A 25,832-nucleotide genomic window follows, 5' to 3' on the forward strand; every position below is an offset into this window, starting at 1 on the left:
GTCTCAAACGGGCTCTTACCCGCTGGGGCTCGGGCTCAGGCCGCGATCGCCTCCACCGGCGCATCGGCCGGCAGGCGGATCAGATAATCGAACGCCGACAGGGAGGCCTTCGACCCCTCGCCCACCGCGATCACGATCTGCTTGTAGGGTACCGTCGTCACGTCGCCCGCGCCGAAGATGCCGGGCCGCGACGTCTCGCCGCGGTGGTCGACCTCGATCTCGCCGTGCGGGGTCAGCGCAACCGTATCGCGCAGCCACTCGGTGTTGGGCACCAGGCCGATCTGGACGAAGATGCCCTCCAGTTCGATCTGGTGGACGCTGTCGTGATTGCGATCCTTGTAGGTCAGCCCGGTCACCCGCGTGCCGTCGCCGGTCACCTCGGTGGTCAGCGCGGAGGTGATGACCTTCACGTTGGGCAGGCTCGCCAGCTTGCGCTGCAACACGGCATCGGCGCGCAGATCGCTGGCATATTCGATCAGCGTCACATGCGCCACGACACCGGCCAGATCGATCGCCGCCTCGACGCCCGAATTGCCGCCGCCTATCACGGCCACGCGCTTGCCCTTGAACAGCGGCCCGTCGCAGTGCGGGCAATAGGTCACGCCCTTGTTGCGATACGCGTCCTCGCCGGGCACGTTCATCTGCCGCCAGCGCGCACCCGTCGCCAGGATCACCGTCCGCGCCTTCAGCGACGCGCCGCTGTGCAACCGCACCTCGTGCAGGCCACCTTCCTCGGCTGCGGGGATCAGCGTCTCGGCGCGTTGCAGGTTCATCACGTCGACGCCGTACTCGGCCACGTGCCGCTCCAGATCACCCGCCAGACGCGGTCCCTCAGTATGCGGCACGGAAATGAAGTTCTCGATCGACATGGTGTCCAGCACCTGCCCGCCGACCCGCTCCGCGGCGATCGCGGTGCGGATGCCCTTGCGCGCCGCATAGATCGCGGCCGAGGCGCCGGCGGGGCCGCCGCCTACGACCAGCACGTCGAACGGCGCCTTGGCGCTGATCTTCTCCGCGGCCCGCGCGCTGCTGCCCGTGTCCAGCTTGGCCAGGATCTGCTCGACGTTCATCCGGCCCTGACCGAACGGCTCGCCGTTCAGGAAGATCGCCGGCACCGACATGATCTGGCGCGCCGTCACCTCGTCCTGGAACAGCCCGCCCTCGATCGCGACGTGGCGGATGCGCGGGTTCAGCACGCTCATCAGGTTCAGCGCCTGCACCACGTCGGGGCAGTTCTGGCACGACAGCGAAAAATAGGATTCGAATGCAAAGTCGCCGTCCAGCGCCTGGACCTGCTCGATCACCTCCTGCGCCAGCTTCGAGGGATGCCCACCGACCTGAAGCAGCGCCAGGACCAGCGAGGTGAACTCATGCCCCATCGGAATTCCGGCAAAGCGCACAGACACATCGGTGCCGACCCGCCGGATCAGGAAGGACGGCCGCCGCGCCTCCTCGTCGCCCCGTACATAGGACACCACATCGGACAGCGCCGCGATCTCTCCCAGCAACGCCTCCAACTCCCCCGACTTCGCCGACCCATCCAACGACGCCACCAACTCGATCGGCTGGACAATATTCGCAAGATAGGTCTTCAGCTGGGTCTTCAGGTTCGCGTCGAGCATGTGCAGGGTCCTGGGGATAAACGGAATGGTGGCGCGGGGCTGGCGACGATGCCGGCCCCGCGCATGTCGGCTCAGATCTTGCCGACGAGGTCGAGCGAGGGAGCGAGCGTTTCTTCGCCCTCTTCCCACTTTGCGGGGCAAACTTCGCCCGGATGCGCGGCAATGTACTGCGCGGCCTTGACCTTGCGGAGCAGTTCCATCGCGTTGCGACCGACGCCTTCCGACGTGATCTCGACGAGCTGGATGACGCCCTCAGGATCCACGACAAAGGTGCCGCGATCCGCCAGACCTTGGCCTGCACGCATGACTTCGAAGTTGTTGGTCACGACACCCGAGGGATCACCGATCATGGTGAAGTTGATCTTGCCGATCGCGGGCGAGGTGTCATGCCAGGCCTTGTGGCTGAAATGCGTGTCGGTCGACACCGAATAGATCTCCACGCCCATCTTCTGGAACGTGTCATAATTGTCGGCCAGGTCTTCCAGCTCGGTCGGGCACACGAAAGTGAAGTCCGCCGGGTAGAAGAAGAACACGGCCCACTTGCCCTTCACGTCCGCGTCGGTGACGGTCAGGAACTTGCCCTCGCGATACGCCTGAGCGGTGAACGGCTTGATGCTGGTGCCGATGAGAGACATGGCTTTTCCCTTTCTGAATTGGTGCACTGCACATGGTGATGCTGCGGCGCAGCGGCAAACAGGAATTGCCGATATCTGTAGCAGACGCGAGCGATTTAACGTGTCGGGTGCGCTTCCTGGTTCATAAGGCTTGCGCTGAACGCCCGGCCGTCCTAGGCGCCTGTCCACCGCGTCGGGGAGTGGCGCAGTCTGGTAGCGCGCCTGCTTTGGGAGCAGGATGTCGCAGGTTCGAATCCTGTCTCCCCGACCATCCATCCTGCGTCAAAGATCGACGCGCCCAGTCAAGCCACCACCTCCGTCACATGGCGCAGCGCTTCGTCCGGGCCGAAGCCTGTCCTTTCTAGCCATGCATCGGCTTGCGCATGGCCCATGGCGCGCAATTCCTGGAGGGCAGAGGCGCGTGTGTCGAGCTTGCTCGCCGTGCCGCGTGTGGCAAGGCCGGGCGCCGGCGTCATCAGGTGCAGGTGCATCGCCGCCAATTGCCCGACCTTGCCGTCCGTCAGGTCGTGTGCGCGTGCCAGTTGCTGCACCTGCACCAGCGCCTTCAGATCGCGCATCAGGCAGGCATTGAAGCTGATGTCGCTGACCCGCCGGATCGTGGCGGGGAGCGTGTCGCCCGCATCCTCCACCGCAAAGGGCGTCACCTGCACGACCAGCAGGTCGGTGGCACCGTCATCGGCAAAGATCAGCGGCTCCAGCGCCGGATTGGCGGAAAATCCGCCATCCCAATAATCGTCTCCGTCGATACGAACCGCCGCAAACAGATCGGGCAGGCAGGCCGATGCCATCAGCGCATCGAGCGTGACCTCCGCGCCCGCGAACAGCCGTGCCTGCCCATCGTGCACCCGCGTCGCCGATACGTGCAGCGGGATCGCACCGGGACGGGTTAACTGCGTCAGGTCGATACTTGCCCCCACCACCCGGCGCAGCGCGGACATGTCGCGCAGCCCCGGCACGAACGGCGCCATGTAGCGGCTGGTCAGCTTGCTCCACTCCAGCCCACGTGTCAGCCACGGCTCGGCAAAGGGCAGCAGGAAAGACGCCATGTCGAACACACGCAGCGGCGACTCACGGCTGACCTGATGCCATAAGCGCTCCAGCGCTGCCCTGGCGCCAGCCGGACCATCTTCGGCAAGGCCAGCGACCAAGGCCGCCCCGTTCAGCGCACCGGCGCTGGCACCGCTGACCGAAACGATCTCGATATCGGCTTCCAGCAGCCGCTCGATCACGCCACGGGTATAGGCACCGTGTGCGCCGCCACCCTGCAAAGCGAGGGCGACGCGCGGCTTCGAAGCGGCCTTGTCGGTCATGCTGCGCCTTCCTGTAGATGGGATTGGGTTACAGCCGGATGCTCAGCCCGCCGACGGCGGCATGGTTGCGCAACCGGGTGGATACGGTGATGGCGCCGCTGTCGGCGGTCACGCCCTGCACGCTGCCGCTGATCCGACCCGCCACCGCAGACGCCTCGACCTGTGTATAGCGATACTCGCCGAACAGCGAGAAACGACCCGACAAGGGTAACCGCAGACCGCCACCGGCCCGCAGCCCCCAATCGCCGGAAAGGTCGCTGTCGGTGATCAGATAGGCGGGCCCGGCAAACGCATAGGGCTGCACCCCTCTGTCCCGCGGCAGGCGCGCCATGGCGAGCAGCGCAAAGGTTGCCGTCGTCGGCACCCCGAGATGCGGCACGTCCACCGTGACATCGCGACCGGGGTCGATCACCACCCGTTCGCCGAACACCGTCTCGTCAAAGCGTAGATTGGCCGTCGCACGCACCGTCTGCCGCCGGATGTCGGGGTCGAGCGTGGAGGCATCCGCCGCCACCCCAACCGCGCCGGACCAGAAGCCGACACGCGCACCGAAGATCGTGGAGTTGCTGGGGTTCAGGCGTCGTACGTCGACCCGCAACTGCGCCGGCACGACGGTGTCGTTCACCCGCGCCTCGTTCGCGGTGATCGTCGCCGGCTGCGCCTCGGGCAGGGACCGCCCGGCGAACAGATCGACGAACATCTGTGCCTCTGCCGGTGCCGTAAACAGCAGCGCTGCGGCACCCAAGGCAATGCGATGCATCATATGGGGTCTCGTCCTCATCACAAACAATCGGGTACCAGCAGGATCGGCAGGCCCCCGGCCACCGTCGCGGCGCATCCCACCCACGCCAGCACCGCCGCCGCCCGGTCTGTCAGTGTCGGGCCGGGTTCGCGCCACCGGAGCGCCAACGCCAGCGTCGCCGCCACGCTGCCGATCCACGCCGCCAGCAGAACCACGCGGTGCAGGCTGGCGCCCATTACCGGCGTGGTTGCCCAGCCTGATGCACAGCCGATGCCGTGCAGCGCATACAACAGGCAGAACGCGATCGCCCATCCGATCAACCCGGCACTCATGCGCAGCAGCGCGATCATGCCAGCCATCCCGGGATCACCAGCAACACGGCGGCAAACGCACCCGCGCCCGCGGCGTGATCGCTCCACAGCGTCGCGATCCTTGGCTCGGCATCACGCGCTGGCGAGTGGAAGCCTGCCCGGCTCCTGGCCCGGATGAACAGCCACATGAGCATGGCGACGCCGGCGTGGAAGATCCCGTATGCCGCTACCGCAGCGCTCGTTGCGGCATAGGCATGCGACGACGGCGACGGCATGCGCAGCGCGATCAAGGCCGCCAGGGCAAGCAGGATCGCCCCCTGCCCCACTGCGGCCAGCGTCGCGCGCCGCACGCGTACCGCCCAGGTCGCCAGAGCCGCACCCAATATCGCCATAACGGGCTCGATCACCGCCGCCTGCGTCAGTTGCGGCGGCGGCCAGTTGGGCGCGACGGTCCACAAAAACGCGTAGCCGAACAGCAACGAGGCGAAGAGCGTCGCACTGGCCGACAGTGCAAAGATGCTGCCCCACCACCCCGTCGTGCCCTGTGCTTCGAAACTGGTCGGCAGGCGCAGGCCGTCACCGGCATCGATCGCCCCGATGTCCGCGCGCGAGCCATTGCTCCACGCCCAGCGCCAGACCAGCCATGCCGTCCCGATCAGGAAGAGCGGGGCAAACAGATATAATCCCGCCAGCATCAGCAGGAAAAATCCGCCCAGTGTCGCCGCCGTCGCAATCGGCAGCCAGCTGTTGCCCGGCAGGATCGCGACATGCTCCGGCGCGCCCGTGGTCATGTCTACCGCCAGCGTCTCGCGCCGGCCGCTCTCGGCGCTTGCCAGCAGCCCGTCGCCGCGCGCCAGCCGTACCGCTAGGTCGGGCACGTCGTCGAGCGGCTCGCGGCTGGAGACCCGCGCCAGACTGGCAAAGTTGTAGGATGGCGCCGGGATCGGCATCGCCCATTCCAGCGTGTCCGCATTCCACGGATCCCGCCGGACGCGCTGCCCCAGCCGTGTTTTCAGCACGACATCGATCAGGAACAGCGCGAAGCCGAACGCCTGCACGAAGCCGCCGACCGAGGAGATCAGGTTCAGCACCGTCCAGCCCATCTCCTCCGAATAGGTGTCGATCCGCCGGGGCATGCCCAGCAATCCGGTCAGGTGCATCCCGAAAAAGGTCAGGTTGAACCCGACGAAGATCAGCCAGAACGCCGCCTCGCCAATCCGCATCACGCGGCCTCGTCCGGTAAAGTGCGGCAGCCAGTAATAGGCCGCCGCCAGCATCGGAAACACGAACCCGCCGACCAGCACATAATGCAGATGCGCGGTGACGAAGGCGGTATCATGGGCCTGTGTGTCGAACGGCACCACCGCCAGCATCACGCCGGTGAGGCCGCCCAGCACGAAGACGATGAAGAAGCCGATCAGGTACAGCATCGGCAGCTTCATCTCGGGCCGCCCGTTCCACAACGTGCCCAGCCACGCAAAGATCTGAACCGCCGTCGGGATCGCGACCAGCGTCGAGGCGGCCGAAAAGAAGCCCAGCGCCATGTGCGGGATGCCGGTGGTGAACATGTGGTGCACCCACAGACCGAAGCTGAGAAAGGCCAGCGCCAGTACCGCAGCGACGATCGCCCCGTATCCGAGCAGCCGGGTCCGCGCCATCACCGGCAATATCGTCGACACCGCACCCGCCGCCGGCAGGAAGATGATATAGACTTCCGGATGGCCGAACAGCCAGAACAGGTGCTGCCACAACAGCGGATCGCCGCCCAGCGCAGCGGTGTAGTAGGGCCAGCCGAACGCGCGCTCCACCTCCAGCAGGATCGATCCCAGGATCAGCGGCGGAAAGCCGAAGATCATCATTCCCGCCGTCGCCAGCAGATACCAGGCAAGGATCGGCATCCGGTCCAGCCGCATGTCGCCGGCGCGCAGCTTCAGGATCGACACCGCGATCTCGATGGCCGCGCACATCGCCGAGACCTCGACAAAGGTGATGCCGAGCAACCAGACGTCGGAATTGATCCCCGGTGTCCACTGCTTGCCCGACAGGGGCGGGTACAGGAACCAGCCCGCATCGGGTGCCACACCGGCCAGCATCGATCCGACGATGATGGTGCCGCCGAACAGATAGCACCACCAGCCCAGCGACGAGAGACGGGGGAACGCCAGATCGCGCGCGCCCAGCATCTTGGGCAGGATGTACATCGCCAGCCCCTCGAACATCGGGATGGCGAACAGGAACATCATGATGCTGCCGTGCATCGTGAAGATCTGGTTGTAGACGGCCGGCCCCACGAACGCGCTGTTCGGCGTCGCCAGTTGCGCGCGGATCAGCATCGCCAGAACGCCGCCGATCGCAAAGAAGGTGAAGGCGGCGATGATGAAACGCTTGCCGATGTCGGAGTGGTTCACCGAACGGAGCCAGCCCCGCCACCCCGGCTCGGTCCGCCAGATGGCGTCAAGCGTCCTGTGCAGCCGCAGCGCCCTCACCGTTCGCCTCCCATGTTCCCCGCCGTGCCGCCGCCGACCCACGCCGCCCAGCCGGCCGCATCATGGGCGATGACGGTGAAGCCGTGATCCTTGTGCCCGATCCCGCAATATTCGGCACATTCGCCCCGGTAGGTGCCGGGCCGGTCGGCGCGCACCCGCAGCACGTTGGTGTGCCCCGGTATCGCATCCATCTTGCCTGCCAGACGCGGTATCCACAGGCTGTGGATAACATCGACGGAGGTGATCGCCAGATCGACCGGCCGGCCGGCAGGCATATGCAACACCCCTTCGCTCGCGCGTCCGGAGGTCGTCGTGAAGCGCCAGCCGTAGCGGCGGGACTCCGCGGCGATCCGCACCGTATCGGCGGCCGGGGTCGGCAACGTCGCCACCCCCGCCAACAGGGCGTAGACCAGCAGCGCGCCCAACACGGCCACCGGCATCGCCAGTCCCAGTGCGCCGATCCACACCCCCGCTTTCGCTCTGCCGGGCGTCGCCCGCCGCCGGAAGGACAGTGCCAGCAACACGAAGACCAGCGCGGAAAGAATGCCCGCCCCCGCCAGCATCACCCACCATAGCCGCGCGATGCTGCCGGCATGCGGCCCCGCCGGGTCCAGCGTCGACAACGGCGCCACCGTGCAACCCATCAGCATCAACGGCGTTGTCACGGCCATGGCCGTGATTTCGCCGCGGCGCTTTTGGGACACGGCATGAACGATGACACGCTGCACGGGGGCTTGGTCGACCCGATTACCGAGAAGCCGCATTTCGACCGCACGGATTCCAAGATCGCGGTCGCCGGGCACCCCATCCATGCGATGCTGGTCGCCTTTCCGATCGCGCTGACGAGCTGCACGCTGGGTGCCGACGTCCTTTATTGGTGGACGGGCGATGCATTTTGGGCGCGTGCGGGATTGTGGGCGGCGGGCGCCGGCTTCCTGTTCGGCCTGCTGGCCGGCCTTTCGGGCACCGCCGAGCTGCTCCTCGTCCGCGGCATACGCAGCCGCTCGGCCAGTTGGACGCATTTCGTGATCGCGGTCATGCTGCTGTCGATCATCGGCGCCAACTGGGGCTATCGCCTGACCGGCTATGAACAGGCCGTGCTGCCCTATGGCCTGCTCCTTTCGCTGTTCGCGGTCGGCTTTACGGGCTTCACCGGATGGCACGGTGGCAAGCTGGTGTTCGAATATCAAATCGGTGTCTCGTCGACCGGAAGTTGACGGTTTTGCGGCTTGGTCAGCCAGTCGGGCACGAGATCCGGCACGACGGGCTTGCCAAGCACCAGGAGCAGCACGGCGATCATCGTGGCAAAGCTGCCGGTGAGCAGCGGCACCGGCGATGGCGGCGTATAGCTCCCCCGCCGCTCGCTCATCAGCATCACGACATGCCCGGTCCAGCAGTGCAAGGCGACCAGCAAGCCGACCGCGACCAGCTTGGCGAACATCCACGGCACGAACACGCCGCGCAGATAGATCAGCGCCGTTCCCGCCGCGATCGCGATCACCGCCGCGGGCGTCACGATAAAGGCATAGCTGTCATGCGTCAGCAGGCGCAGCCGTGCGTAATCGGACTGCGCCTCCCCCGCCTCATGCTTGCCCAGCATCAGCGGCAACGCGAACAGGCCGGCGCACCAGATCACCAGCGCCGCGATATGCACGAACTTGACGAAGCTAACCGCCAGGCCGGCGAACCCCGTCACGCCGGCACCCCCGGTGAAAGCCGCCGCCAGCCACGCCGCCCCAGCCAGCCGGCTGCGACCGCATAGGGCAGCAGCCCGACCACCCACATCAACAGCCCGGCCAGTTGCTGATCGCCCAGTGGGCCCATGCCATAGGGCATGGTCGTGGCCAGGTGGCTCGCGTAAAGCGGCCGCGGCGCGAAACTCAGGATCGCGCCCAGCATGCCCATCTGCGCCGCGCCACCTGCGATACCGGCCGCCGCGACGGCAGGGGCGGCGACGAAAACCGCGCGCCAGAAGGCCCAAGCCCCGCCCAGCAAGGTCACCTGCATCGCCCAGTATAGGGCCTTGTCGGCCAGCGCGGCATCATACAGCGCAGGTACGTGCCACAACCAGAGCGACGCCGTCCCCGCCGCCAGTCCGGCCGCCATGCCGACACGCACACGCCGTCCGGCCGATGCCGCCAGCAGCGGCGCCGCCACACCGACCAGCAGGAGGTGATGCACGGCCCTCGCCGAGAACAACGCCACCGACAGGGCGCATAAGGGCGAAACGAACGCAACGGCCAGTGCCGCCACGGCGCCGAGCAGATAACGTCGCTCCACCAGCGGCATGTTGCGACCGAGCAGCATCAATCCGATCAACGCCGCGATCAGAACAGGATCAAAATTCCAATGCGCCAGCAACGTCCCGGGCAAGGGTGACGGCCCGCAATAGCTTCCATTCAGCACGACACCCCCTGTTCGTTCCCTTGGCTACGCACGAAAGTCGTTTTGGTTGCGTGCCGTGATGGCGATAAACGACGCATCCCGTTCCAACCTGTTTTCAAATGGATGGCTGAAGCCGGCGGTGCAGGATCTTTCACGATGATCCACGTTCGGATGATGTCGTTGACTGGAAACGGTCGGGAAACATGCAGGCAATGAAACGGCAACGATCGTCGCGTCCGTCATCATCGATCAGATCTATCGAACCAAAGCGGTACGATACTGATAGTTCACAACAAATCGGCAATTTGATCGATGAAATGCTGACGAACGGGCCCGAAGATGGGAACCCATCGCTACCCGGTCACCGTTTGCACTGAAACGATGCCCGAATATTCCGCGCCGCCGATACCGGACCAGGGTGCGTGACGCACCGGGCATCGACAAAAATGTTGGAGGTCCAGGACGATGAACGACACGAACGCCAAGGCCGGTCTTGGCCCCTCCGGGCAGGGTGATGCACACCGCGTCCTGATCGTAGGCGGTGGCGTCGCCGGACTGGACCTCGCCGGCACGCTGGCCGGGCACAAGGAACTGGACGTCGCGCTGATCGACCTCGCCACGGCCCATGTCTGGAAACCGATGCTGCACAGCATCGCGGCCGGCACGCATGACGTCGCCCGTGTCGGCGTGCCCTATCTGGCGCAGGCGCGCCAACATGGCTTCCTTTATCATCCCGGCCACGCCACCGCCGTCGATCTGGATGCGCGCTGCGTCACCGTCGACGCCTTTGACCGCGACGGCCTTACCCTGTTGCCCGAGCGTCATCTTCCCTATGACACGCTGGTGCTGGCGGTCGGCAGCGAGGCGAACGACTTCGGTGTCCCCGGTGTCGCCGATCATGCCCGCCACATCGATACGCTGCACGAAGCGGTGGCCTATCGCGACGCCACGGCCCCCCGGCTGGTGCAAGCGGCGCAGGCAGGCCGACCGCATCGTGTCGCGATCGTGGGCGGCGGCGCGACGGGTGTTCAGTTCGCCGCCGAACTGCTCCAGATCGCGGACACGGTGGATGATTTCGGCATCGACGGTGCCCGCGCCGCCATGCAGGTGACCTTGCTGGACAAGGGAGACAGGTTGCTGGCCGCCTTCCCGCCCCCGTTTCCGCCGCGGCGCGCGAACGTCTGGAACAACTCGGCGTCACCGTTCGCCTGAATGTCGATGTCGCCCGTGCGGAGGCAGATGCGCTGATCCTGAAAAATGGCGAGGCGATCGCGGCCGACTTCATCGTGTGGGCGGCCGGCGTCCGCGCCTCGCCGCTCGCCGCGTCGCTCGACGGATTGGAGCGCGGCCCCGCCAGCCGCATCGTCATCGACGCCCACTGCCGCACCAGTCGACCGGAGGTATTCGCGCTGGGCGACTGCGCCGCACTCACCCCTGACGGGGCCGACACGCCGCTGCCGCCCACCGCACAGGTCGCCTTTCGTCAGGCTGTCTATCTCGGCCGGCATCTGCCCGCGATGATCGCCGGCCGCTCCGTGCCCGACTTCCGCTACCGCGATGCCGGAGCGCTGGTGTCGCTGGCTGACTATGACGCTTACGGCGCGCTTGGCGATTTCGGCTTCTTCAAGGGCGGTATCAAGAACGGCTTCTTCCGCGGTCGCCTCGCTCAAGCCGGTCACGCGCTGCTCTATCGCCGCCATCAGGCGCGCCTCCATGGTGCGCCGCGCGCGGCCGGGCTGTGGTTATCGGATGTCGTCACCGCACGGACGCGCCCGATCGAAAAGCTGGAATGACCCGCCCGGCGCAGGTAAAAACACCTCGCCCGCCGGCGCACCCCGCGATACGCTTGCGGTCATGACCATCGCCATCCTGCTTGCCGCTGCCGCGCAAACGTCCGCCGCCGATCCCACCGTCACGCTGCGCAATGCGCGCGGCATGGTCGTCCGCGTAATCCCGCAAGGTGCGATCATCACCGCGATCGAGGTACCCGACCGCAATGGTCGCATGGCAAACGTCGTGCTCGACTATCCGACCCCGGCCGACTACCGGACCAAGGTGCGCAAGAACGGCTTCGGCGCGACCATCGGCCGCTATGCCGGGCGCATCGCCAACGCACGCTTTCCGCTGGATGGCCGCACGATACAGCTGACGGCGAACGACGGCGTGAACGCCCTCCACGGCGGCGGCGACCAGGGCTTCGACACCGTCGACTGGACGGTGACGCGCGCGGCCGGCAAACAGGACCGCGCCACCTTCACGCTGGTCAGCCCCGATGGCTTTCAGGGGTTTCCGGGGCAGGTCACGGTCACCCTCACCTATCACGTCCTGGCGGATAACACGCTGCGCATGGATTATACCGCGCGCACCACCAGGCCCACGGTCATCAACCTTACCAACCACAGCTATTACAATCTGGCCGGTGAAGGTAGCGGATCGGTGCGCGGCCAGCGGCTACGGCTGAACGCCGCGCGCTATGTCGCGGCCGACGCGGCCGGCATCCCGACCGGCGCGCTGCCGCCTGTGGCGGGTACTCCGCTCGATTTCCGCTGCGCCCGCGCCATCGGCGACGATCTGGACAGCACGACCCCGCCGATGAACGGTCGCGGCTACAATCATGCCTGGCTGTTCGACAAGCCGGCGGGCAAGCTCGCGCCTGTCGCCCGTCTCTCCGATCCCGTCTCCGGCCGGACGATGACGGTCGCCACCACCGAGCCCTCGGTGCAGGCCTATACCGGCGGCTATATCGACGGGCAGGACGCCGGCCCCAGCGGTCACGTCTATCAACCCGGCGACGGCATCGCGCTGGAGATGCAGCATATCTCGGACTCGCCGAACCATCCGGCCTTTCCGTCCACCCTGCTCACCCCCGCCCGCCCCTATCGGCAGACGACGACCCTCCACTTCGGCGTGACCGATGGGAAGGACGACGCCTGCAGATGAGGGCTCAATGCGCCGCGGACGTGTCCACTGCCTTGGGCGGCCGCGGCGCCAGCCAGATGATCGTCGCCGACAGGAAGAAGATCACCGCCGCCACCGCGAACAGGTGGTTGGTCGCGAGCGCAAAGCTCTCCTGATCCACCAGCCGCTCGATCATCCCGCGCCCCTGCTCGGCGGAAAGGCCCGACTGCGCCGCCCTGGCGATCACCTGATCGGGCCCGTTCAATATGCCGGCCAGTTCCGCCCGGCTGGCCTGCGCGTCGTTCTGCCACAACGTCGCACCGATCGAGGTGCCGATCGCGGCGGCCAGCGTGCGCAGGAAGCTCATCAGCCCTGCCGCCGATGCAGTCTCCTCCGGATCGACCGCGCCAAGCGCGATGATCGTCAGCGGCACGAAGAAGAACGGCATCCCCAGCCCTTGCACGAACTGCGGTGCCGCCAGGATCCAGAAATCCGCCCCGCTGAACCAGAAGGTGCGCAGGGTCGAGGTCACCCCCAGCCAGAAGATGCCGAAGCACACCAGCGCACGGGGATCGTACTTGTTGGTCAGCTTCGCCACGATCGGCGAGAAGATCACCGCCAGCACGCCGTTGAACGCGGTGACATATCCGGCATCGGTCGCGGTATAGCCCAGCGATGTTTGCAGCCATTGCGGAATGATCACGACCGAGGCGAAGAAGGTACCGAAACTGAATGACAGCGCCGCCACCGATACGGTGAACCCCCGGTGCCGGAACACGCGCAGGTCGACGATCGGATTGCCCTCGGTCATCTCCCAGATGATGAACGTCACGAAGCCGATCGCAGCCACCACCGCGCAGCCGACGATGAAGCTCGATCCGAACCAGTCATGCTCACGCCCCAGGTCCAGCATCACCTGCAACGCCGCGATCCAGATTACCATCAGGATCAGGCCGACCCGGTCGATCGGCACCACCATCGTCTCGGTCTCCTTGGAGCGAAGCAGCGTGAAAACGCCGACGATGCAGAAGACCGCGATGGGCAGGTTGATGTAGAAGATCCACGGCCATGACCAGTTATCGCTGATCGTGCCGCCCAGGATCGGCCCCAGGATCGGCGCGGTCACCGTGGTCATCGCCCACGCACCCATCGCCGCGGCCCGCCGCTCCGGCGGAAAGATCCGCAGCAACAGCGTCTGGGTCAATGGCATCAGCGGGCCGCCGCAAAACCCCTGCCCGATGCGAAACGCCACCATCAGTCCGAGCGTCGGCGCCAGCCCGCACAGCGCGGAGAAAGCCGCAAAGCCGATCATCGCGGCCATGAATACCCGCACCGTGCCGAACCGGCGAACCAGCCAGCCGGTCAGCGGCACGCAGATCGCCTCCGCCACCGAATAGGAGGTGACGACCCACGTCCCTTGCGTCGCCGACACGCCCAGCCCGCCCGAGATGTGCGGGACCGAGACGTTGGCGATGGTCGTGTCCAGCACCACCATGAAGTTGGTGAGCGCCAGGACGAACCCGGCCAGCAACAGCCGGCCACCGGTCAGCGGCTTGTCTTCCTGCATTGGGGCAGCGGCGGAGGCCATCGTTTCCGCGACCTCAGCGATCGCCCGAGATATCGATCTCGGCATCCATGGACAGGCCGACGCGCAATGGGTGCGCACGAAGCTCCGCCTTGTCCAGTGCGATGCGCACCGGCAGGCGCTGGACGACCTTGATCCAGTTGCCCGTCGCGTTCTGCGCGGGGATCAGCGCAAAGGCCGATCCGGTGCCGCCGGCAAGCCCCACGACCCTGCCGTGATATTCAACATCGCCGCCATACAGGTCGGAGGTCAGCGTGGCGCGTTGCCCGATGCGGACATGGCTCAACTGCCCTTCCTTGTAGTTCGCATCGACATACAGCCTGTCGACCGGCACGATCGTCATCGCCACGGCACCGGGCGCCAGTCGCTGGCCGACCTGCACGGTCCGCTGCGCCACGACGCCATCGATCGGTGCGCGGATCACGGTACGCGCCAAGTTCAACCGCGCCTGACGCAGCCGGGCGCGGGCGGCGAGCACTTCGGGGGCCGTCGCCTGCGTCGTGCCACGGGTCAGCGCGGTGTTGGCGGCGCGGTCCTGCAGGGCCGATGCACGCGTCGCGGCGGCCTGCGCGATGCCGGCGCGCGCGACCGCGACATTGGCGCGTGCGGTGCGCAGCGCGTTGGTCGCCGCGGTCACTTCCTCGCCCGATACCGCCCCTGCCGCGATCAGCGCCTGACGCCGCTGGAAATCAATCTGTGCGCGTTCCAGATTGCCCTCGGCCAGCGCCAGTTGCGCGCGCGCCGCGCCGATATCGGCGGTCCGCGCATTCGCCTGCGCCTCCAGCGCATCGCCAGTCGCCGCGGTCTGCCCGTACCGGCGCTCCGCCGTCGCCAGCTCGGCCTCCGCCTGCGCCACCGCGATCGCCGCATCGGCATCGTCCAGCCGCATCAGCACCTGCCCGCGCTTCACGCCTTGCGTGTTGCTGACCGCCACGTCGGTCACCTGCCCGCTCACCAGCGGTGTCACCTGCGCCACCTCCGCGGCGACATACGCATTGTCCGTCGTCACCCGCTTCGACGCGATCAGCGTGTCATACAGGAAATAACCGATCGCCAGCACGATCAGGACCCCCGCAAAGATCAACAGCAGGCGCTTGCGCTTTGCCGGATTGGCATGGGATGCGGCCTTGGCGTCGGAGGCCTGCTCGCCGTCGTTGGATGGCGTATCCATCATCGTGTCTCGCTCGTCTGAAGATCATGGGGTCCGAAGCCGCCGCCCAGCGCCCGGACCAGTTGCACGTCCAGCGCGAACCGCCGCGCCTCGATGGCGGCCAGCGACCGCCGCGCGGTCAGCACCGTCTGTTCGGCGCTCAGTACGTTCAGGAACGTCGACAGCCCGCCCTTGTAGCGAAGCTGCGCGACCTGATACGCGCCCTCCGCATCGGTCAGCGAAGCGCGCGCATCCGCGATCTGCACCGCGACCTGACGGCGGCTCGTCACCGCATCCGCCACTTCGCGCAGCGCCCCGATCAGCGTCCGGTTATACGTCGCCACCGCCTCGTCATAACCACCCCGCGCCCGGCGATACTGACCGGCGCGGGCGCCTCCGTCGAAGATCGGCAGGCTGATCGCCGGACCGACATTGCCGATGCTCGACGTGCCGCGAAACAGATTGTCCAGCCCCAGCGATTGCAGCCCGATCAACCCGGCCAGATTGATGTTCGGATAAAAATCGGCGCGCGCCACCTTGATCCGGCTGCCCGCCGCTTCGGCCCGCGCCCTTGCCGCCGCAATGTCCGGACGCCGTCCGACCAGCGCGATCCCCGCATCCGCCGGCAGGTCCACGGCCAGCACCGGCACCGCCGGCCGCGCGATCGACAACGCCCGATCCGGCCCCGCCCCGACCAGCGCGGCGATCGCATTCTTGGTCAACTGGATCTGTTCGGCATTGGCCGCCAGATCGACGCGCGACGCGGGCACGGCGGAGCGCGCCTGCTTCAACTCGGCCTGCGTATCCAGCCCGATGGCGACCCGGTCGGCCACCAGCCGCTCGGTCGCGGCGCGCACCTCGGACGCCCGTTGCAGCACGTCCTGCTCGGCATAGAGCCGCGCCAGATCGGCGTAGCTGGCCGCGATACCGGTCGCCAGCACCAGCCGCGCCTGCTCGCCGTCCAGCCGTGCCGCCTCGGCCTCGGACGTCGCCGCCGCAAGGCTCGCCCGGTTGCGCCCGAAAAGATCCAGGTCCAACCCTGCGTTCAGCGCGACACGCCCGGTGTCGTTCCACCCCTTGGGCACGAACTGTGCGGGAATGCCGTTATTGTAGCTTTGCTTGGTAAGACCCGCCGCACCTTCGGCGTCCAGCACCGGCAGGTTTGCCGCGCCCGCCTGCTGCACCGCGCCTTGCGCGACGCGCACGCGCGCAGCGGCGATCGCGATGTCGGGCGATCCGGCCAGCGCTTCGCCGATCAGCCGGTCGAGCTGCGGATCGCCATAGCCGCGCCACCACTGCGCCGTGGGCCAGGCCGTCCCACCAGAGGACGTCAGGCTGGCAGCGGAGGCATAATCGGCCGGTTTCGCCAGCGCGGGCCTGTCGCCCAGATCGGGCACCGCGCATCCCGCCAGCCCTGCGACGATAGCCAGGCCGCAGGAGAGTCGAATCAGTTGCATTGGGTTACCGTACTCCTCGGTACGGCGCGCTGATGGTCCTGCCCCATAACCTTGTCAACGCAATTTCGTACCGTATAGTACGGCAATGACACGGCAGAAGGGCAGACGAGAGGAAAACCGCGAAGCGCGGCGGGCAACGATTGTCCGGCTCGCGCGCGATGCGTTTCTCCAACAGGGCTATGCCGCAACGTCGATGTCGACCATCGCCGGCAGATTGGGTGGCTCGAAGGGGACGCTCTGGGCGTATTTCCCCTCGAAGGAGGATCTGTTCGCCGCGGTACTCGACGACCTCACCGTCAACTTCCGGGACAATCTGGAGGATGCGTTGCGCCCCGGTCGAGACTGCCGGACCACCTTGTCCGACTTTGCGGAGCGCTTCCTCCACAAGATCGTCGATCCCCATATCCTGGGCATGCACCGGCTGATCGTCGGTGAAGGCGGGCGTTTCCCCGAAATCGGCCGCATCTTCTACGAACGCGGCCCGAAGCAGGTGGTCGAACGGCTATCCAACTACCTTCGCGAACGGATGGAAGCGGGCGACCTTCGTGCGGACGATCCGCAACACGCCGCGCGCAACCTGATCCAATTGACCCAGGTCGCCCAGAGCCTGCGCCTGTGGGGCGTGATGGACACGCCGACCCCCGAGATGCTGCAGGCCCACGCCGCCGACGCCGTTGGCGTCTTCATGCGCGCCTATGCGGCATAAGCGGTGCCGCCGGGCTCAGCGGCGTATGTCCGATGGGCCCGGATGCGTCGTCGTTTTGCAGGAGAGACTTTCCGTCATGTCGGCGTATAAACAGGGCTGACGCTGCGCAAGACCGGCGCCCGGTCGTTCGTGCAGACGAAAGGGGGGGGCTTTGACATACCAAGCCGACAAGCGTGTCGACCATCGGCGGCTTGCTGCGAACATCGCGCCCTTTATCGTTATCGCCCTGGCCGGAATGGCAGTGCGCACGCCGCTGGCGGCCGCCTACCCGCTCGCTTCGCTGCTCCTGTTCCTCTGGATCGTCGCGGACACGCTGATGCTGTCCATGATCGCCCGGACGCCCGACAGGCCGAAGTGGAGCGCGGTTCTGGGCGTTCTGGCAGGCGCCGCCCTCACGGTCTGGCTGGGTCTGCCGCCCCTGATCCGTGATGTGCTGATGGAAACGCCGATACTGGCAGTGGCGATGGCAAGTGTCGTCCTGGGCCACCTGTCCTGGGCCACGGTCCGGGCGGGCAAAATGGTGAACCGGCAGGGCATCGGGCGCAAGGAGCGGTGGGTATCGGCCGCGTCGGAAATCCTTCCGCCGGCATTGGTTCGGCTGGCCGTTGTGGAGATAACCGTGATCCACATGGCGATCTTCCGCTGGGGCGGACCGCCGGATCTGGTCGGGAACGCCCGTCCCTTCAGCTATCACAAGCACCTGACGCCGATCTGTGCGACGCTGCTGATCCTGTCTTCGATCGAGATCGCGGTCTATCATCTGCTGATCGGGCATTGGAGCCGCACCGCGACGATCGTCCTGTTCATTCTGAGCGACCTGGGGTTCGTCTACCTTGTCGGCCTCATCAAATCGTTCCGTTTCAGGCCCGTGTTGCTGACGCCGGACGGCGTCCGCGTCAGAGCTGGCTTCCTGATCGATCAACACATCCCGCTCGATGCGATCATTGCCGTCGAATGTGGAGTGACCGGCGAAGAGGTACGCGACCCCGCCACCTTCAACGCGGCGCTGCTTGCCTGGCCCAACATCATGCTTCGACTGGATCGTCCGTTGCATCGGCGCGCGGGTCTGAAAGGTCGGGGGCCGTTCATGCGCGTGGCATTCCGTCTCGATGATCCGGAACCGTTCATCCGGCTTCTCGCCTGGCATCTGGGCCGGTGCCGCCGCTAGACGGCGTTGCCGTGGGCGACAAGCGCGCCGACATTCCTCCCGCATGCTCCCGTCCAAACCGCTCGTTCCGGTTGCACTTCATCGCCGCCCGACGGAACGGCCCCGGAACTGCGCTTCGGCACCCCTATTCCGCACGGATCGGCAGGCGGATGGCCACGCAAAGCCCCCCGCCGGCGGCATCGCTCAACATGACCTCGCCACCATGCAATCGGGCGACCGCGGCGACCAGCGAAAGGCCCAGCCCGGCCCCCGATCCGCTGCGCGCTTCATCGATCCGGCCGAACCGCCGCAGCGCGGTGGCCCGGCTGGCGTGCGGAATACCCGGACCCTCGTCGCTTACCGAAATCGTCACCCATCGCGGATCGGCGGTCAGGGCCAGGGTGATCGTGCCCGCGCCATATTTCAGCGCATTGTCGACGAGATTGCCCAACGCCTGCGCGATCAACTCGCGGTGTAGCGACAGCACCGGCGCGGCGCTTGCGGCTACCCCGATGGTCCGGCCCGCATCCTCGATCAAGGGGCCGTAGATTTCGGCGATTTCCACCAGCGCACCGGCGGGATCGACCGCAGTAAAGGCGTCGCGGCCTATCCCCGCCTCCGCGCGGGTGATGCGCAGCGCCGTTTCCACGGTCTGTAACAGGCGGTCGCCCTCCGCCTGGGCGCGCTCGACCGCATCCTGCGCTGCCGGTGTGTCCGCCGCCATCGCCGCCCGCTCCAACGCGGAGCGCAGCCGCGTGAGCGGCGATTTCAGGTCGTGCGCCAGCGTATCGGTGGCCAGCGTCAGTTCCTCCACCAGCTGCTGGATGCGGTCCAGCGCGCCGTTGATCGCCACCGCCAGCATCGCAAAGGCGTCGCCGTCATACTCCACCGGGGTGCGGCGGGTCAGGTCGCCGTCACGCACCGCGCCCAGCGTCGCTACCGCCCGGTCGAGCCGGATCACGATCATCCGCGCCGCCAGCCATGCCGCGAGCGCGGCGAAGGCGATCGCCAGCGAAAAGGCGACCGGCATGGCGAATTCGAGCAGGCGGATCATGTCGGCTCCGTCCCCCACGGCGCCGCCCATCCGCGCAGGGGGCGTGCCGCCGTGAACCTGCCCCCGCACGAGGACATGGACACACAGCAGCAGGGCCGCTGCCGCGCCGATCTGGAGCAGGAAGACCAGGGCGGCGAACCGCATCGTCGTCGATCGCCAATGCATGTCAGGCGTCCGTGCCCAACCGGTACCCCACGCCGCGCACCGTGTGCAGCAACGGGTAGGCGAACCCCTCGTCCACTTTCTTGCGCAACCGGCTCAGATGCACGTCGATGACATTGGTGCCCGGGTCGAAATGATAGTCCCACACCCCTTCCAGCAGCATGGTGCGCGTCACGACCTGTCCGGCATGGCGGAGCAGATATTCCAGCAGGCGAAACTCGCGCGGCTGCAGGGTCACGGTGGCGCCGCCGCGGGTCACCCGGCGCGACAACAGGTCCATTTCCAGATCGCCGCACCGCAAAACGGTCTCCACGGGGGGTGCTGCGGCACCGCGCCTGACCTGCAATCGGATACGCGCCAAAAGTTCTGCAAAAGCAAAGGGTTTGACCAGATAATCGTCCGCTCCCCCGATCAGTCCCCTCACCCTGTCCTCAGCCGCTCCCAACGCCGACAGGATGATCACCGACGTCCTCACCCCCGCGCCCCGCAACGCAGCCACCACCGCCATACCATCCATCCCCGGCAACATGCGATCCAGGACGATACAGTCATAACTGCCGTCCGTGGCATGAAACAGGCCGTCACGACCGTCCGTCGCGCGGTTGACCACGAAGCCCTCCTCGCTCAGCCCCTTCATGATGTAGCCGGCGGTAGTGTCGTCATCCTCAACCAGCAGGATTTTGTTCGCCATATCATCCTCTCGATCTTCTAATCTGCCCGTCAAATCCGGCGGAGACGGCATCGGCTGCGGCCTTTCTGGCGTCCTATGACAGCAGTTTCATGACGGGGGCTGAGGTGTTTGTCGACGGGGGCTGGCGCAGGTTTGAAGGGATGTGGACGCGAGAGCGCCCCGGGAGCGTGAGCTACCGGGGCGCTTCTGCAGGATGGTTGCGGAACAGGATTAAACCGAGACCGACAATCGATAACTGCCTGCATCTGAATCTAAGTCACTGATTTGCTATACACCAGATTGGACTTGCCCCGGAAAAGTGGAGAGTTCCCTTGAGGTGAAAGGCGAACTCGATGACGAAGCAGCGGCGGTTCACGAAGGAGTTTGAGAACGAAGCGGTCCAGCTGGTGGCGGCTACCGGCCGCACGCAGCGCGAGATAGCAGAGGACCTGGGCGTTGGGTTGTCGACGCTGGTGCGGTGGATCGGGCGCAGCCGGGATCGCCTGGTGGAGACGCCGGATCAAGCGCCGCAAGCGGATATGGCGGGCCGCGTTGAAGCGCCTTCGGCGGAAGAATGAGATCCTCTGGCAGGAACGCGACATACTGAAGCGGGCGACCGCCTTTTTGCCTGGGAGGGAAATGGATGAGGTTTCAACTCATCAATCGGGCGAGGAGGAATTTTTTGGTCCACCGCCTCTGCCGGGTTCTTGGCGTCAGCCAGAGCGGTTATTTCGCCTGAAAGATCGCCCGGCAGCCGACGCCCGCGCGACGACATGGTGATGCTGGCGCATGTCCGCTCGGCGTTCGCGCTGTCGAACGGCACCTAATAACAGCCCGAGAGGTGGCTCGGAGGATCTGCACGGGTGGATAAGTGGATTGCCGATCTGACAGCGGCCATCGTGGCTGCGAGTAGGAAGCAAGATGAGCAAGCGACCGTGCCGGAACCACAGGCCGGCGTTCAAGGCGGAGGTGGCACTGGCCGCTGTGAAGGGCGAGAAGACGCTGGTCGAGCTGGCGCAGCAGTATGACGTGCATCCTAACCTCATCAACCAGCGGCGGGCGCGGCTGCTGGAGGGTGCTGCAGACGTGTTCGGGGCGGAACCGGCCTCGGCGGAGCCAGCGGTCAATATAACGATGCTGCACGCGAAGATTGGCGAGCTGACGCTGGCGAACGCTTTTTACTGGCCGGTGCGCTTGGGAAGGCCGGTCTGTTGCCGAGCGCAAGGCGATGATCGACCGGGGTCATGCGCTGCCGCTGGTCGCCCAGGCGCGACAGCTCGGCATCAGCCGCGGCAGCATCTACTATCTGCCGCGGGCCGTATTCCCGGCCGATCTGACGATCATGCGGCAGATCGACGAACTGCACCTGCTCTACCCGTTCGCCGGCAGCGGGATGCTGCGCGATCTGCTCCGGCGGGAGGGCGTCGAGGTTGGCCGGCTCCACGTCGCGACGCTGATGAAGCGGATGCGGATGCGGATGCGGATCGAGGCGATCTACCGCTGGCCGAACACGTCAACCCGCGCCGGGGCACAAGATCTATCCGTACCTGCTGCGCAAGCTGACGGTGACGCGGCCGAACCAAGTGTGGGCAACGGACATTACCGACATCCCGCTGTCGAAGTTGCCCGTACCGATTGTCGGTACGAAGTGGACACCGAGCGTTTCTTGCTGAATGACCGCGGCGGGATAGAAAGCGATGTTAAAATTAAGAATTGTGCGATCTTCGATCCGTAATTGTTTAATGATTTGGGCCGCTTTTTTCAAGGATGTCGGCGTCTTCATATCGAGCACATAGACGATGTTACGATTGGCTAGATCGACGGTTCTTAACAAGCTTTCGGGGTTCAGAAACGGATATTGGGTAACGTGTCCGAGCGGATCACGCAGATGTAGGGATAGCAGTGTCGCGTCACGCGTATGTGCGATTGACGTCCCCCCTGTTTTTTCATCCATGTTGAGTGAGAGTTTTCCGGCCCTTTGAAGCCTGCGGGCAAGGAGCTGGAACATGAAGAAGTCGAGGTACACGGAAGAGCAGATTGCGTTTGCGCTGAAGCAGGCGGAGATGGGCACGCCGGTGGCCGAGGTCATTCGCCGGATGGGCGTGTCGGAGCAGACGTTCTACCGCTGGAAGAAGGTGTATGGCGGGCTGGGCGTCGGCGAGCTGCGGCGGGTCAAGCAGCTCGAGGACGAGAATCGTAAGCTCAAGCAACTCGTCGCGGATCTGAGCTTGGACAAGCATATCCTGCAGGACGTGCTCGCAAAAAAGCTCTGACGCCTGGGCGACGGCGCGAGATCGTCGCGCACGTCCAGGCGTCCCATGGCGTCAGCGAGCGGCGTAGCTGCCTCGCGCTCGGCGTCGACCGCTCGTCGGTGCGGTACGTGTCGCACAAGCCTGACCAGGCGCCGCTGCGGTTGCGCATCCACGATCTGGCGGCGGCACGGGTGCGCTACGGCTATTTCCGGATCTACATCCTGCTACGCAGGGAAGGCTGGCTGGTGAACCATAAGCGCGTCTATCGGCTCTACCGGGAAGATGGGCTGAGCCTCCGGCTCAAACGTCCTCGGCGCAACGTCAGCGCTGCGAACCGCGAACGCCAGCCCGCAGCGTCGGCGCCTAACGAGATGTGGTCGATGGACTTCGTCTCGGATGCCTTGTTCGATGGCCGACGGCTGCGGGCGCTGACGGTGGTCGATGCCTTCACCCGTGAAGCGCTGGCGATCGATGTCGACCAGGGCATCAAGGGTGAACAGGTCGTGGCGACAATGACGCGGATTTCGGCGACACGTGGTGCGCCCAAGACCATCCGGGTCGACAATGGTCCGGAGTTCATCTCGAAAGCACTGGACCGATGGGCGTACGAGAACGGCGTCACGCTCGACTTCTCGCGGCCGGGCAAACCGACCGACAACGCTTTTGTGGAGTCGTTCAACGGCCGCCTGCGTGACGAGTGCCTGAACAGCCACTGGTTCCTGTCACTGGCGGACGCAAGAACCAAGATCGAGGCCTGGCGGCGGGACTATAACGAGAGCCGTCCTCACACGGCGCTTGGCTGGCTGACGCCAGCCGAATATGCTGCATCCGCCGGGGTTAACCCCGGCGGATGCAGTCCGGAAGCTCGCATCAAATCCGGATGAGAAACCGGGGGACCGTCACGTTCTGGCTCTACGATGGACGTGCGTTCAACGGAAAAATCAACTCGTTGTTTGACTTGAAGGGCGCGGTCACAGGTAATCACTGGCAAGTCGGGAAAGCGATGCCCGTGCGGTAGATGGCCCGTCGATCAGGTGCTGCCAGGCTTACCGACCTCGACCAGCCGACATGCGCCAGGTTCGCCAGTCGGCAGCAAGGAGATCGGGCCGAACAGGTCACGCAGGCGGATGATCTCGTCGTCCCCTGCCCTTCCGGCAGCGACCCGCTCGATCAGCTGACCCAATCCAGTGCGATGCCGCAGCGCCTCCGCAATTCGAGGATGAGCTTGACCGGATGCGGCGATTCGATCTCGATCTTGATCCGGAGGGGCCATACCGCCTCCATCCCGGCGCCTTCTTTGTGAAAATGATGAAACGCCACTCGGCAGCGAGTGCGGCGGGCATCGTGATCAGCCTCGGACATTTCGACCATATGCTTGGCCACGGCGGCCTGCGCGGAAGCCGGGGCGGCCTTCGCATCGACCATGCCGAACTCGATGGTCATTATCTGCGCAGCGAAGCATTCGTCGAACTGGTTCGATCAGGTTATGTCGGCACGCGCGGCGCAACCACGCACCATCTTCAGTCAATGATCGAAGCGACACTGAGTGAAGGACGTGCGGTGGTTGCCGCGATTCAACGCAGTTTTCGTTGATTTGCACTCTGACCCATTTTCAGACATTCAGCCGCGCTTCTGAGCTCCCGAGACTAGACATCTGTTCATGTTAGGGCTGCGCCGAGCTCTTGCTCGCCTTCTCTAATGCGCGTTCGATGAACTTTGCGCGCTTTCCGGGGCAGATTGCCTCGCGATTGTCCGGCCCCCCAATCCCTTCTGGATCGCGCGCGATACGACTCTCGCGCGCGAATACTCTAGCGTGGTCGGCCAGCGGCGTAACCCGCATCACCTGACCTTCTCGCTCGAGACGCAACACCGCGAACTCACGGCGATAGCCGCCAATGAAGTCAAACACGTGAATCGTGGCGTACTTCGAACTTGAGATACTCCCATCCACTAGAAGATTTTCGAAAAGAGGGAGCTTGTCGCAAATTCCCTTGGTTTCAAGCGTACCAACGATATCACCGGAAGCAGTATCATCGATGTCGATCCTGAAAGGCTGCGATGATAGGCTAAGTCCGGCTGCGTCTACCATACCTTCCGGATCATTCGTCCAGCGGCCTTTCCAGCCTTGGTAGTCGCCGTACCAGCCAGAAAACTGATCCGACGTCTTGCGAACTTCGCCGGGCAATGCACGAGCGTTCGACAGGATTGAGGTGACATTGGTCAGCAATAGGGCGAGCCCTGCGATCATGCCAAGAAGCCATGGCCATGGACGTTTCCAGAACGGGGTGACGTTTACAGCCGTTGCTTCACGAGGGGGAACCGCCTGTTTCTTACGCCTTCCCGATGCCATGCTACCCCCAATCACTCAGGGCAACCATAGGCATCGGATAACGATCACGTAAGGGCGGAAACTCGCGGCGGTTATCCGCGACTTATCGACTGCCATGGTATAGCGCTGATGAGACTAGGACAACAGAATCGGAATTGCTCGCACCCCCATGCCGATGATGCTGACGATAGAGCACCCCGGAATCCGAGAAGCCATACGCGACCTACCGCCCGGCCTCTGGGTTGCCCGGCCCGACCCGGACGAGCCACCCCTGCTAATCGTCAAAGCGACGAAGGAAATCATCCTCACCGCCATCGATCGCGGCGGGTTTGCCTTCTATCCCGTTCCCATGCAGGTCGGCGACACAGTGGGCATGGGGCTGCTCACTGCCTTCTTCGACGACGCGGACGAGCCGCTTTGCATTCGAACGCTCCTGTTCGACGACCCACTCTCCGATAGCCTCGTGGAGTTAATTACGTCCGGAAGGCTGACGGCACACTTCTTCGATGAGCAGGAGGTCGAGCTCGCCGGCTTCACAGCCCGTGTGGACGACCCTGCCGGCCAAGCCGAGAAAATTCGCAGCTTCCGCCGGTCGAAGCCCGATCCCAAGGCGTTTTTGACCATGCTGGCAACCACGGCCGACTGGTTTGGGTTGCGAGACGCCGAAGCCGACCGGGAGGCGCTGCGCGTCGTCTTCACTGAGCCCCTGTTCCCGCAGGACATAGCGATCATCGACGTTCCGCAGCGACAGCGGGAAGCGCACGTACATCAGCACCACCAGCCGGATCACCTCTGGCGCTGAGTTGAAGTAGCGGAACGGACTGGCTGGCTTGCGGGGACGGGGCATGCGCGTGTTACTACCTCACGATCGTCCCGATCGGCAGACAGTGCATTTGGTTTGACGATACCAGCCGGTGCGTTTGGTTTGACG

At 65.4% G+C, this 25,832-nt stretch carries 24 protein-coding genes, 1 tRNA gene and 3 pseudogenes; 12 read left to right on the forward strand and 16 right to left on the reverse strand.

What is annotated here, in order from left to right:
* Positions 1–35: 35 nt before the first annotated feature.
* Both ahpF and ahpC read right to left on the reverse strand, forming a co-directional pair.
* On the reverse strand, positions 36–1,622 hold the full coding sequence (gene ahpF, locus NPJ82_RS09370; protein WP_342657155.1) for an alkyl hydroperoxide reductase subunit F: 1,587 nt from the start codon (positions 1,620–1,622) through the stop codon (positions 36–38).
* A 71-nt stretch (positions 1,623–1,693) separates the two neighbouring features.
* Positions 1,694–2,257 carry an alkyl hydroperoxide reductase subunit C gene (ahpC, locus tag NPJ82_RS09375; RefSeq protein ID WP_112384116.1) on the reverse strand — a complete coding sequence of 188 codons (564 nt, stop codon included), beginning with the start codon at positions 2,255–2,257 and terminating at the stop codon, positions 1,694–1,696.
* Positions 2,258–2,430: 173 nt separating this feature from the next.
* Between ahpC and NPJ82_RS09380 the strand changes: the two genes are divergently transcribed.
* Positions 2,431–2,507: transfer RNA gene (locus NPJ82_RS09380), tRNA-Pro, on the forward strand.
* A gap of 31 nt (positions 2,508–2,538) precedes the next feature.
* Here the strand turns inward: NPJ82_RS09380 and NPJ82_RS09385 are convergent.
* Genes NPJ82_RS09385 through NPJ82_RS09405 form a run of 5 tightly spaced genes read right to left on the reverse strand, consistent with a single transcriptional unit; the run spans position 2,539 to position 7,777 of the window.
* The gene (locus tag NPJ82_RS09385; protein WP_342657156.1) at positions 2,539–3,567 is read right to left on the reverse strand and encodes a patatin-like phospholipase family protein; all 1,029 of its coding nucleotides are present in this window, start codon (positions 3,565–3,567) and stop codon (positions 2,539–2,541) included.
* Between the two features lie 28 nt (positions 3,568–3,595).
* Positions 3,596–4,330, reverse strand: coding sequence for a hypothetical protein (locus NPJ82_RS09390; protein WP_342657157.1), 735 nt, complete (start codon positions 4,328–4,330; stop codon positions 3,596–3,598).
* Between the two features lie 17 nt (positions 4,331–4,347).
* Positions 4,348–4,659, reverse strand: a complete 312-nt coding sequence (locus NPJ82_RS09395) for a hypothetical protein (RefSeq protein WP_342657158.1) — start codon at positions 4,657–4,659, stop codon at positions 4,348–4,350.
* A complete protein-coding gene (gene ctaD / locus NPJ82_RS09400; protein ID WP_342657159.1) occupies positions 4,656–7,106 on the reverse strand; it encodes a cytochrome c oxidase subunit I in 2,451 nt (816 codons plus the stop codon). The genes NPJ82_RS09395 and ctaD overlap by 4 nt, the downstream gene beginning before the upstream one ends.
* Complete coding sequence (locus NPJ82_RS09405; RefSeq protein ID WP_342657160.1) at positions 7,103–7,777, reverse strand: cytochrome B; 675 nt, start codon at positions 7,775–7,777, stop codon at positions 7,103–7,105. Before NPJ82_RS09405 ends, ctaD begins: the two co-directional genes overlap by 4 nt.
* A gap of 36 nt (positions 7,778–7,813) precedes the next feature.
* Between NPJ82_RS09405 and NPJ82_RS09410 the strand changes: the two genes are divergently transcribed.
* Positions 7,814–8,323 (forward strand): DUF2231 domain-containing protein, encoded by a 510-nt coding sequence (locus tag NPJ82_RS09410; protein WP_342657161.1) that lies wholly within the window; start codon positions 7,814–7,816, stop codon positions 8,321–8,323.
* Here the strand turns inward: NPJ82_RS09410 and NPJ82_RS09415 are convergent.
* The 3 genes from NPJ82_RS09415 to NPJ82_RS09425 are packed head-to-tail and all read right to left on the reverse strand — an operon-like array spanning position 8,293 to position 9,737.
* Entirely contained in the window at positions 8,293–8,802 is a 510-nt protein-coding gene (locus NPJ82_RS09415; RefSeq protein ID WP_342657162.1) for a CopD family protein, read from the reverse strand. The genes NPJ82_RS09410 and NPJ82_RS09415 overlap by 31 nt on opposite strands.
* Positions 8,799–9,512, reverse strand: coding sequence for a cytochrome c oxidase assembly protein (locus NPJ82_RS09420; protein WP_342657163.1), 714 nt, complete (start codon positions 9,510–9,512; stop codon positions 8,799–8,801). The genes NPJ82_RS09415 and NPJ82_RS09420 overlap by 4 nt, the downstream gene beginning before the upstream one ends.
* 24 nt (positions 9,513–9,536) lie before the next feature.
* Positions 9,537–9,737 carry a hypothetical protein gene (locus tag NPJ82_RS09425; RefSeq protein ID WP_342657164.1) on the reverse strand — a complete coding sequence of 67 codons (201 nt, stop codon included), beginning with the start codon at positions 9,735–9,737 and terminating at the stop codon, positions 9,537–9,539.
* A gap of 219 nt (positions 9,738–9,956) precedes the next feature.
* Here NPJ82_RS09425 and NPJ82_RS09430 point away from each other — a divergent pair.
* Positions 9,957–11,284 (forward strand): annotated as a pseudogene (locus NPJ82_RS09430) (FAD-dependent oxidoreductase).
* Between the two features lie 61 nt (positions 11,285–11,345).
* A complete protein-coding gene (locus NPJ82_RS09435) occupies positions 11,346–12,431 on the forward strand; it encodes an aldose epimerase family protein (protein WP_342657165.1) in 1,086 nt (361 codons plus the stop codon).
* A gap of 4 nt (positions 12,432–12,435) precedes the next feature.
* On the opposite strand, the gene NPJ82_RS09440 is transcribed toward NPJ82_RS09435, so the two are convergent.
* From NPJ82_RS09440 to NPJ82_RS09450, 3 genes are read right to left on the reverse strand one after another with little or no spacing between them, the layout of a single operon-like run.
* Positions 12,436–13,977 carry a DHA2 family efflux MFS transporter permease subunit gene (locus NPJ82_RS09440; RefSeq protein WP_342657166.1) on the reverse strand — a complete coding sequence of 514 codons (1,542 nt, stop codon included), beginning with the start codon at positions 13,975–13,977 and terminating at the stop codon, positions 12,436–12,438.
* A 13-nt stretch (positions 13,978–13,990) separates the two neighbouring features.
* Positions 13,991–15,148, reverse strand: coding sequence for an HlyD family efflux transporter periplasmic adaptor subunit (locus tag NPJ82_RS09445; protein WP_342657167.1), 1,158 nt, complete (start codon positions 15,146–15,148; stop codon positions 13,991–13,993).
* Positions 15,145–16,581 carry an efflux transporter outer membrane subunit gene (locus NPJ82_RS09450; RefSeq protein ID WP_342657168.1) on the reverse strand — a complete coding sequence of 479 codons (1,437 nt, stop codon included), beginning with the start codon at positions 16,579–16,581 and terminating at the stop codon, positions 15,145–15,147. Before NPJ82_RS09450 ends, NPJ82_RS09445 begins: the two co-directional genes overlap by 4 nt.
* A gap of 85 nt (positions 16,582–16,666) precedes the next feature.
* On the opposite strand from NPJ82_RS09450, the gene NPJ82_RS09455 reads away from it, so the two are divergent.
* Together NPJ82_RS09455 and NPJ82_RS09460 are read left to right on the forward strand one after the other, a co-directional pair.
* Complete coding sequence (locus NPJ82_RS09455) at positions 16,667–17,287, forward strand: TetR/AcrR family transcriptional regulator (protein ID WP_112384128.1); 621 nt, start codon at positions 16,667–16,669, stop codon at positions 17,285–17,287.
* Positions 17,288–17,438: 151 nt separating this feature from the next.
* Positions 17,439–18,455, forward strand: a complete 1,017-nt coding sequence (locus NPJ82_RS09460; protein WP_342657169.1) for a hypothetical protein — start codon at positions 17,439–17,441, stop codon at positions 18,453–18,455.
* 124 nt (positions 18,456–18,579) lie between these two features.
* Here NPJ82_RS09460 and NPJ82_RS09465 read toward each other — a convergent pair whose 3' ends face one another.
* Both NPJ82_RS09465 and NPJ82_RS09470 read right to left on the reverse strand, forming a co-directional pair.
* A complete protein-coding gene (locus NPJ82_RS09465; protein WP_342657170.1) occupies positions 18,580–19,653 on the reverse strand; it encodes a HAMP domain-containing sensor histidine kinase in 1,074 nt (357 codons plus the stop codon).
* Between the two features lies 1 nt (position 19,654).
* Complete coding sequence (locus tag NPJ82_RS09470) at positions 19,655–20,341, reverse strand: response regulator transcription factor (RefSeq protein ID WP_342657171.1); 687 nt, start codon at positions 20,339–20,341, stop codon at positions 19,655–19,657.
* A gap of 65 nt (positions 20,342–20,406) precedes the next feature.
* Between NPJ82_RS09470 and NPJ82_RS09475 the strand changes: the two genes are divergently transcribed.
* From NPJ82_RS09475 to NPJ82_RS09495, 5 genes and pseudogenes are all read left to right on the forward strand, one after another.
* On the forward strand, positions 20,407–20,604 hold the full coding sequence (locus tag NPJ82_RS09475) for a hypothetical protein (RefSeq protein ID WP_342658994.1): 198 nt from the start codon (positions 20,407–20,409) through the stop codon (positions 20,602–20,604).
* A 69-nt stretch (positions 20,605–20,673) separates the two neighbouring features.
* Positions 20,674–21,144, forward strand: a pseudogene (locus tag NPJ82_RS09480) (transposase); the annotation flags it as partial.
* Between the two features lie 97 nt (positions 21,145–21,241).
* Positions 21,242–21,942, forward strand: a pseudogene (locus NPJ82_RS09485) (IS3 family transposase); the annotation flags it as partial.
* Between the two features lie 384 nt (positions 21,943–22,326).
* A protein-coding gene (locus NPJ82_RS09490) for an IS3 family transposase (RefSeq protein WP_164727745.1) occupies positions 22,327–23,456 on the forward strand; the annotation gives its coding sequence in 2 pieces (ribosomal slippage) (positions 22,327–22,579 and positions 22,579–23,456; 1,131 coding nt in all).
* A gap of 349 nt (positions 23,457–23,805) precedes the next feature.
* Positions 23,806–24,165 carry a hypothetical protein gene (locus NPJ82_RS09495; RefSeq protein WP_342657172.1) on the forward strand — a complete coding sequence of 120 codons (360 nt, stop codon included), beginning with the start codon at positions 23,806–23,808 and terminating at the stop codon, positions 24,163–24,165.
* Between the two features lie 70 nt (positions 24,166–24,235).
* Here the strand turns inward: NPJ82_RS09495 and NPJ82_RS09500 are convergent, their stop codons facing one another.
* Positions 24,236–24,820, reverse strand: a complete 585-nt coding sequence (locus NPJ82_RS09500) for a hypothetical protein (protein WP_342657173.1) — start codon at positions 24,818–24,820, stop codon at positions 24,236–24,238.
* A gap of 250 nt (positions 24,821–25,070) precedes the next feature.
* On the opposite strand from NPJ82_RS09500, the gene NPJ82_RS09505 reads away from it, so the two are divergent.
* On the forward strand, positions 25,071–25,703 hold the full coding sequence (locus NPJ82_RS09505; protein WP_342657174.1) for a hypothetical protein: 633 nt from the start codon (positions 25,071–25,073) through the stop codon (positions 25,701–25,703).
* Positions 25,704–25,832 lie beyond the last annotated feature (129 nt).

Origin of the sequence: Sphingomonas sp. NY01, from assembly GCF_038809135.1 — a bacterium.
In the GTDB taxonomy this organism is placed as follows: Bacteria; Pseudomonadota; Alphaproteobacteria; order Sphingomonadales; family Sphingomonadaceae; genus Sphingomonas; species Sphingomonas carotinifaciens.

Bases quoted from the DNA above. Each gene is read 5' to 3' on its own strand.
- NPJ82_RS09435 (WP_342657165.1), top strand. From the start codon at position 11,346: ATGACCATCGCCATCCTGCTTGCCGCTGCCGCGCAAACGTCCGCCGCC.
- NPJ82_RS09425 (WP_342657164.1), bottom strand. From the start codon at position 9,737: ATGATGACGGACGCGACGATCGTTGCCGTTTCATTGCCTGCATGTTTC.
- NPJ82_RS09470 (WP_342657171.1), bottom strand. From the start codon at position 20,341: ATGGCGAACAAAATCCTGCTGGTTGAGGATGACGACACTACCGCCGGC.
- NPJ82_RS09495 (WP_342657172.1), top strand. From the start codon at position 23,806: ATGCGGCGATTCGATCTCGATCTTGATCCGGAGGGGCCATACCGCCTC.
- NPJ82_RS09500 (WP_342657173.1), bottom strand. From the start codon at position 24,820: ATGATCGCAGGGCTCGCCCTATTGCTGACCAATGTCACCTCAATCCTG.
- NPJ82_RS09395 (WP_342657158.1), bottom strand. From the start codon at position 4,659: ATGATCGCGCTGCTGCGCATGAGTGCCGGGTTGATCGGATGGGCGATC.
- NPJ82_RS09390 (WP_342657157.1), bottom strand. From the start codon at position 4,330: ATGATGCATCGCATTGCCTTGGGTGCCGCAGCGCTGCTGTTTACGGCA.
- NPJ82_RS09465 (WP_342657170.1), bottom strand. From the start codon at position 19,653: ATGCATTGGCGATCGACGACGATGCGGTTCGCCGCCCTGGTCTTCCTG.
- NPJ82_RS09450 (WP_342657168.1), bottom strand. From the start codon at position 16,581: ATGCAACTGATTCGACTCTCCTGCGGCCTGGCTATCGTCGCAGGGCTG.
- NPJ82_RS09440 (WP_342657166.1), bottom strand. From the start codon at position 13,977: ATGGCCTCCGCCGCTGCCCCAATGCAGGAAGACAAGCCGCTGACCGGT.
- NPJ82_RS09445 (WP_342657167.1), bottom strand. From the start codon at position 15,148: ATGATGGATACGCCATCCAACGACGGCGAGCAGGCCTCCGACGCCAAG.
- NPJ82_RS09505 (WP_342657174.1), top strand. From the start codon at position 25,071: ATGCCGATGATGCTGACGATAGAGCACCCCGGAATCCGAGAAGCCATA.
- NPJ82_RS09405 (WP_342657160.1), bottom strand. From the start codon at position 7,777: ATGGCCGTGACAACGCCGTTGATGCTGATGGGTTGCACGGTGGCGCCG.
- NPJ82_RS09385 (WP_342657156.1), bottom strand. From the start codon at position 3,567: ATGACCGACAAGGCCGCTTCGAAGCCGCGCGTCGCCCTCGCTTTGCAG.
- ahpC (WP_112384116.1), bottom strand. From the start codon at position 2,257: ATGTCTCTCATCGGCACCAGCATCAAGCCGTTCACCGCTCAGGCGTAT.
- NPJ82_RS09410 (WP_342657161.1), top strand. From the start codon at position 7,814: ATGAACGATGACACGCTGCACGGGGGCTTGGTCGACCCGATTACCGAG.
- ahpF (WP_342657155.1), bottom strand. From the start codon at position 1,622: ATGCTCGACGCGAACCTGAAGACCCAGCTGAAGACCTATCTTGCGAAT.
- NPJ82_RS09455 (WP_112384128.1), top strand. From the start codon at position 16,667: ATGACACGGCAGAAGGGCAGACGAGAGGAAAACCGCGAAGCGCGGCGG.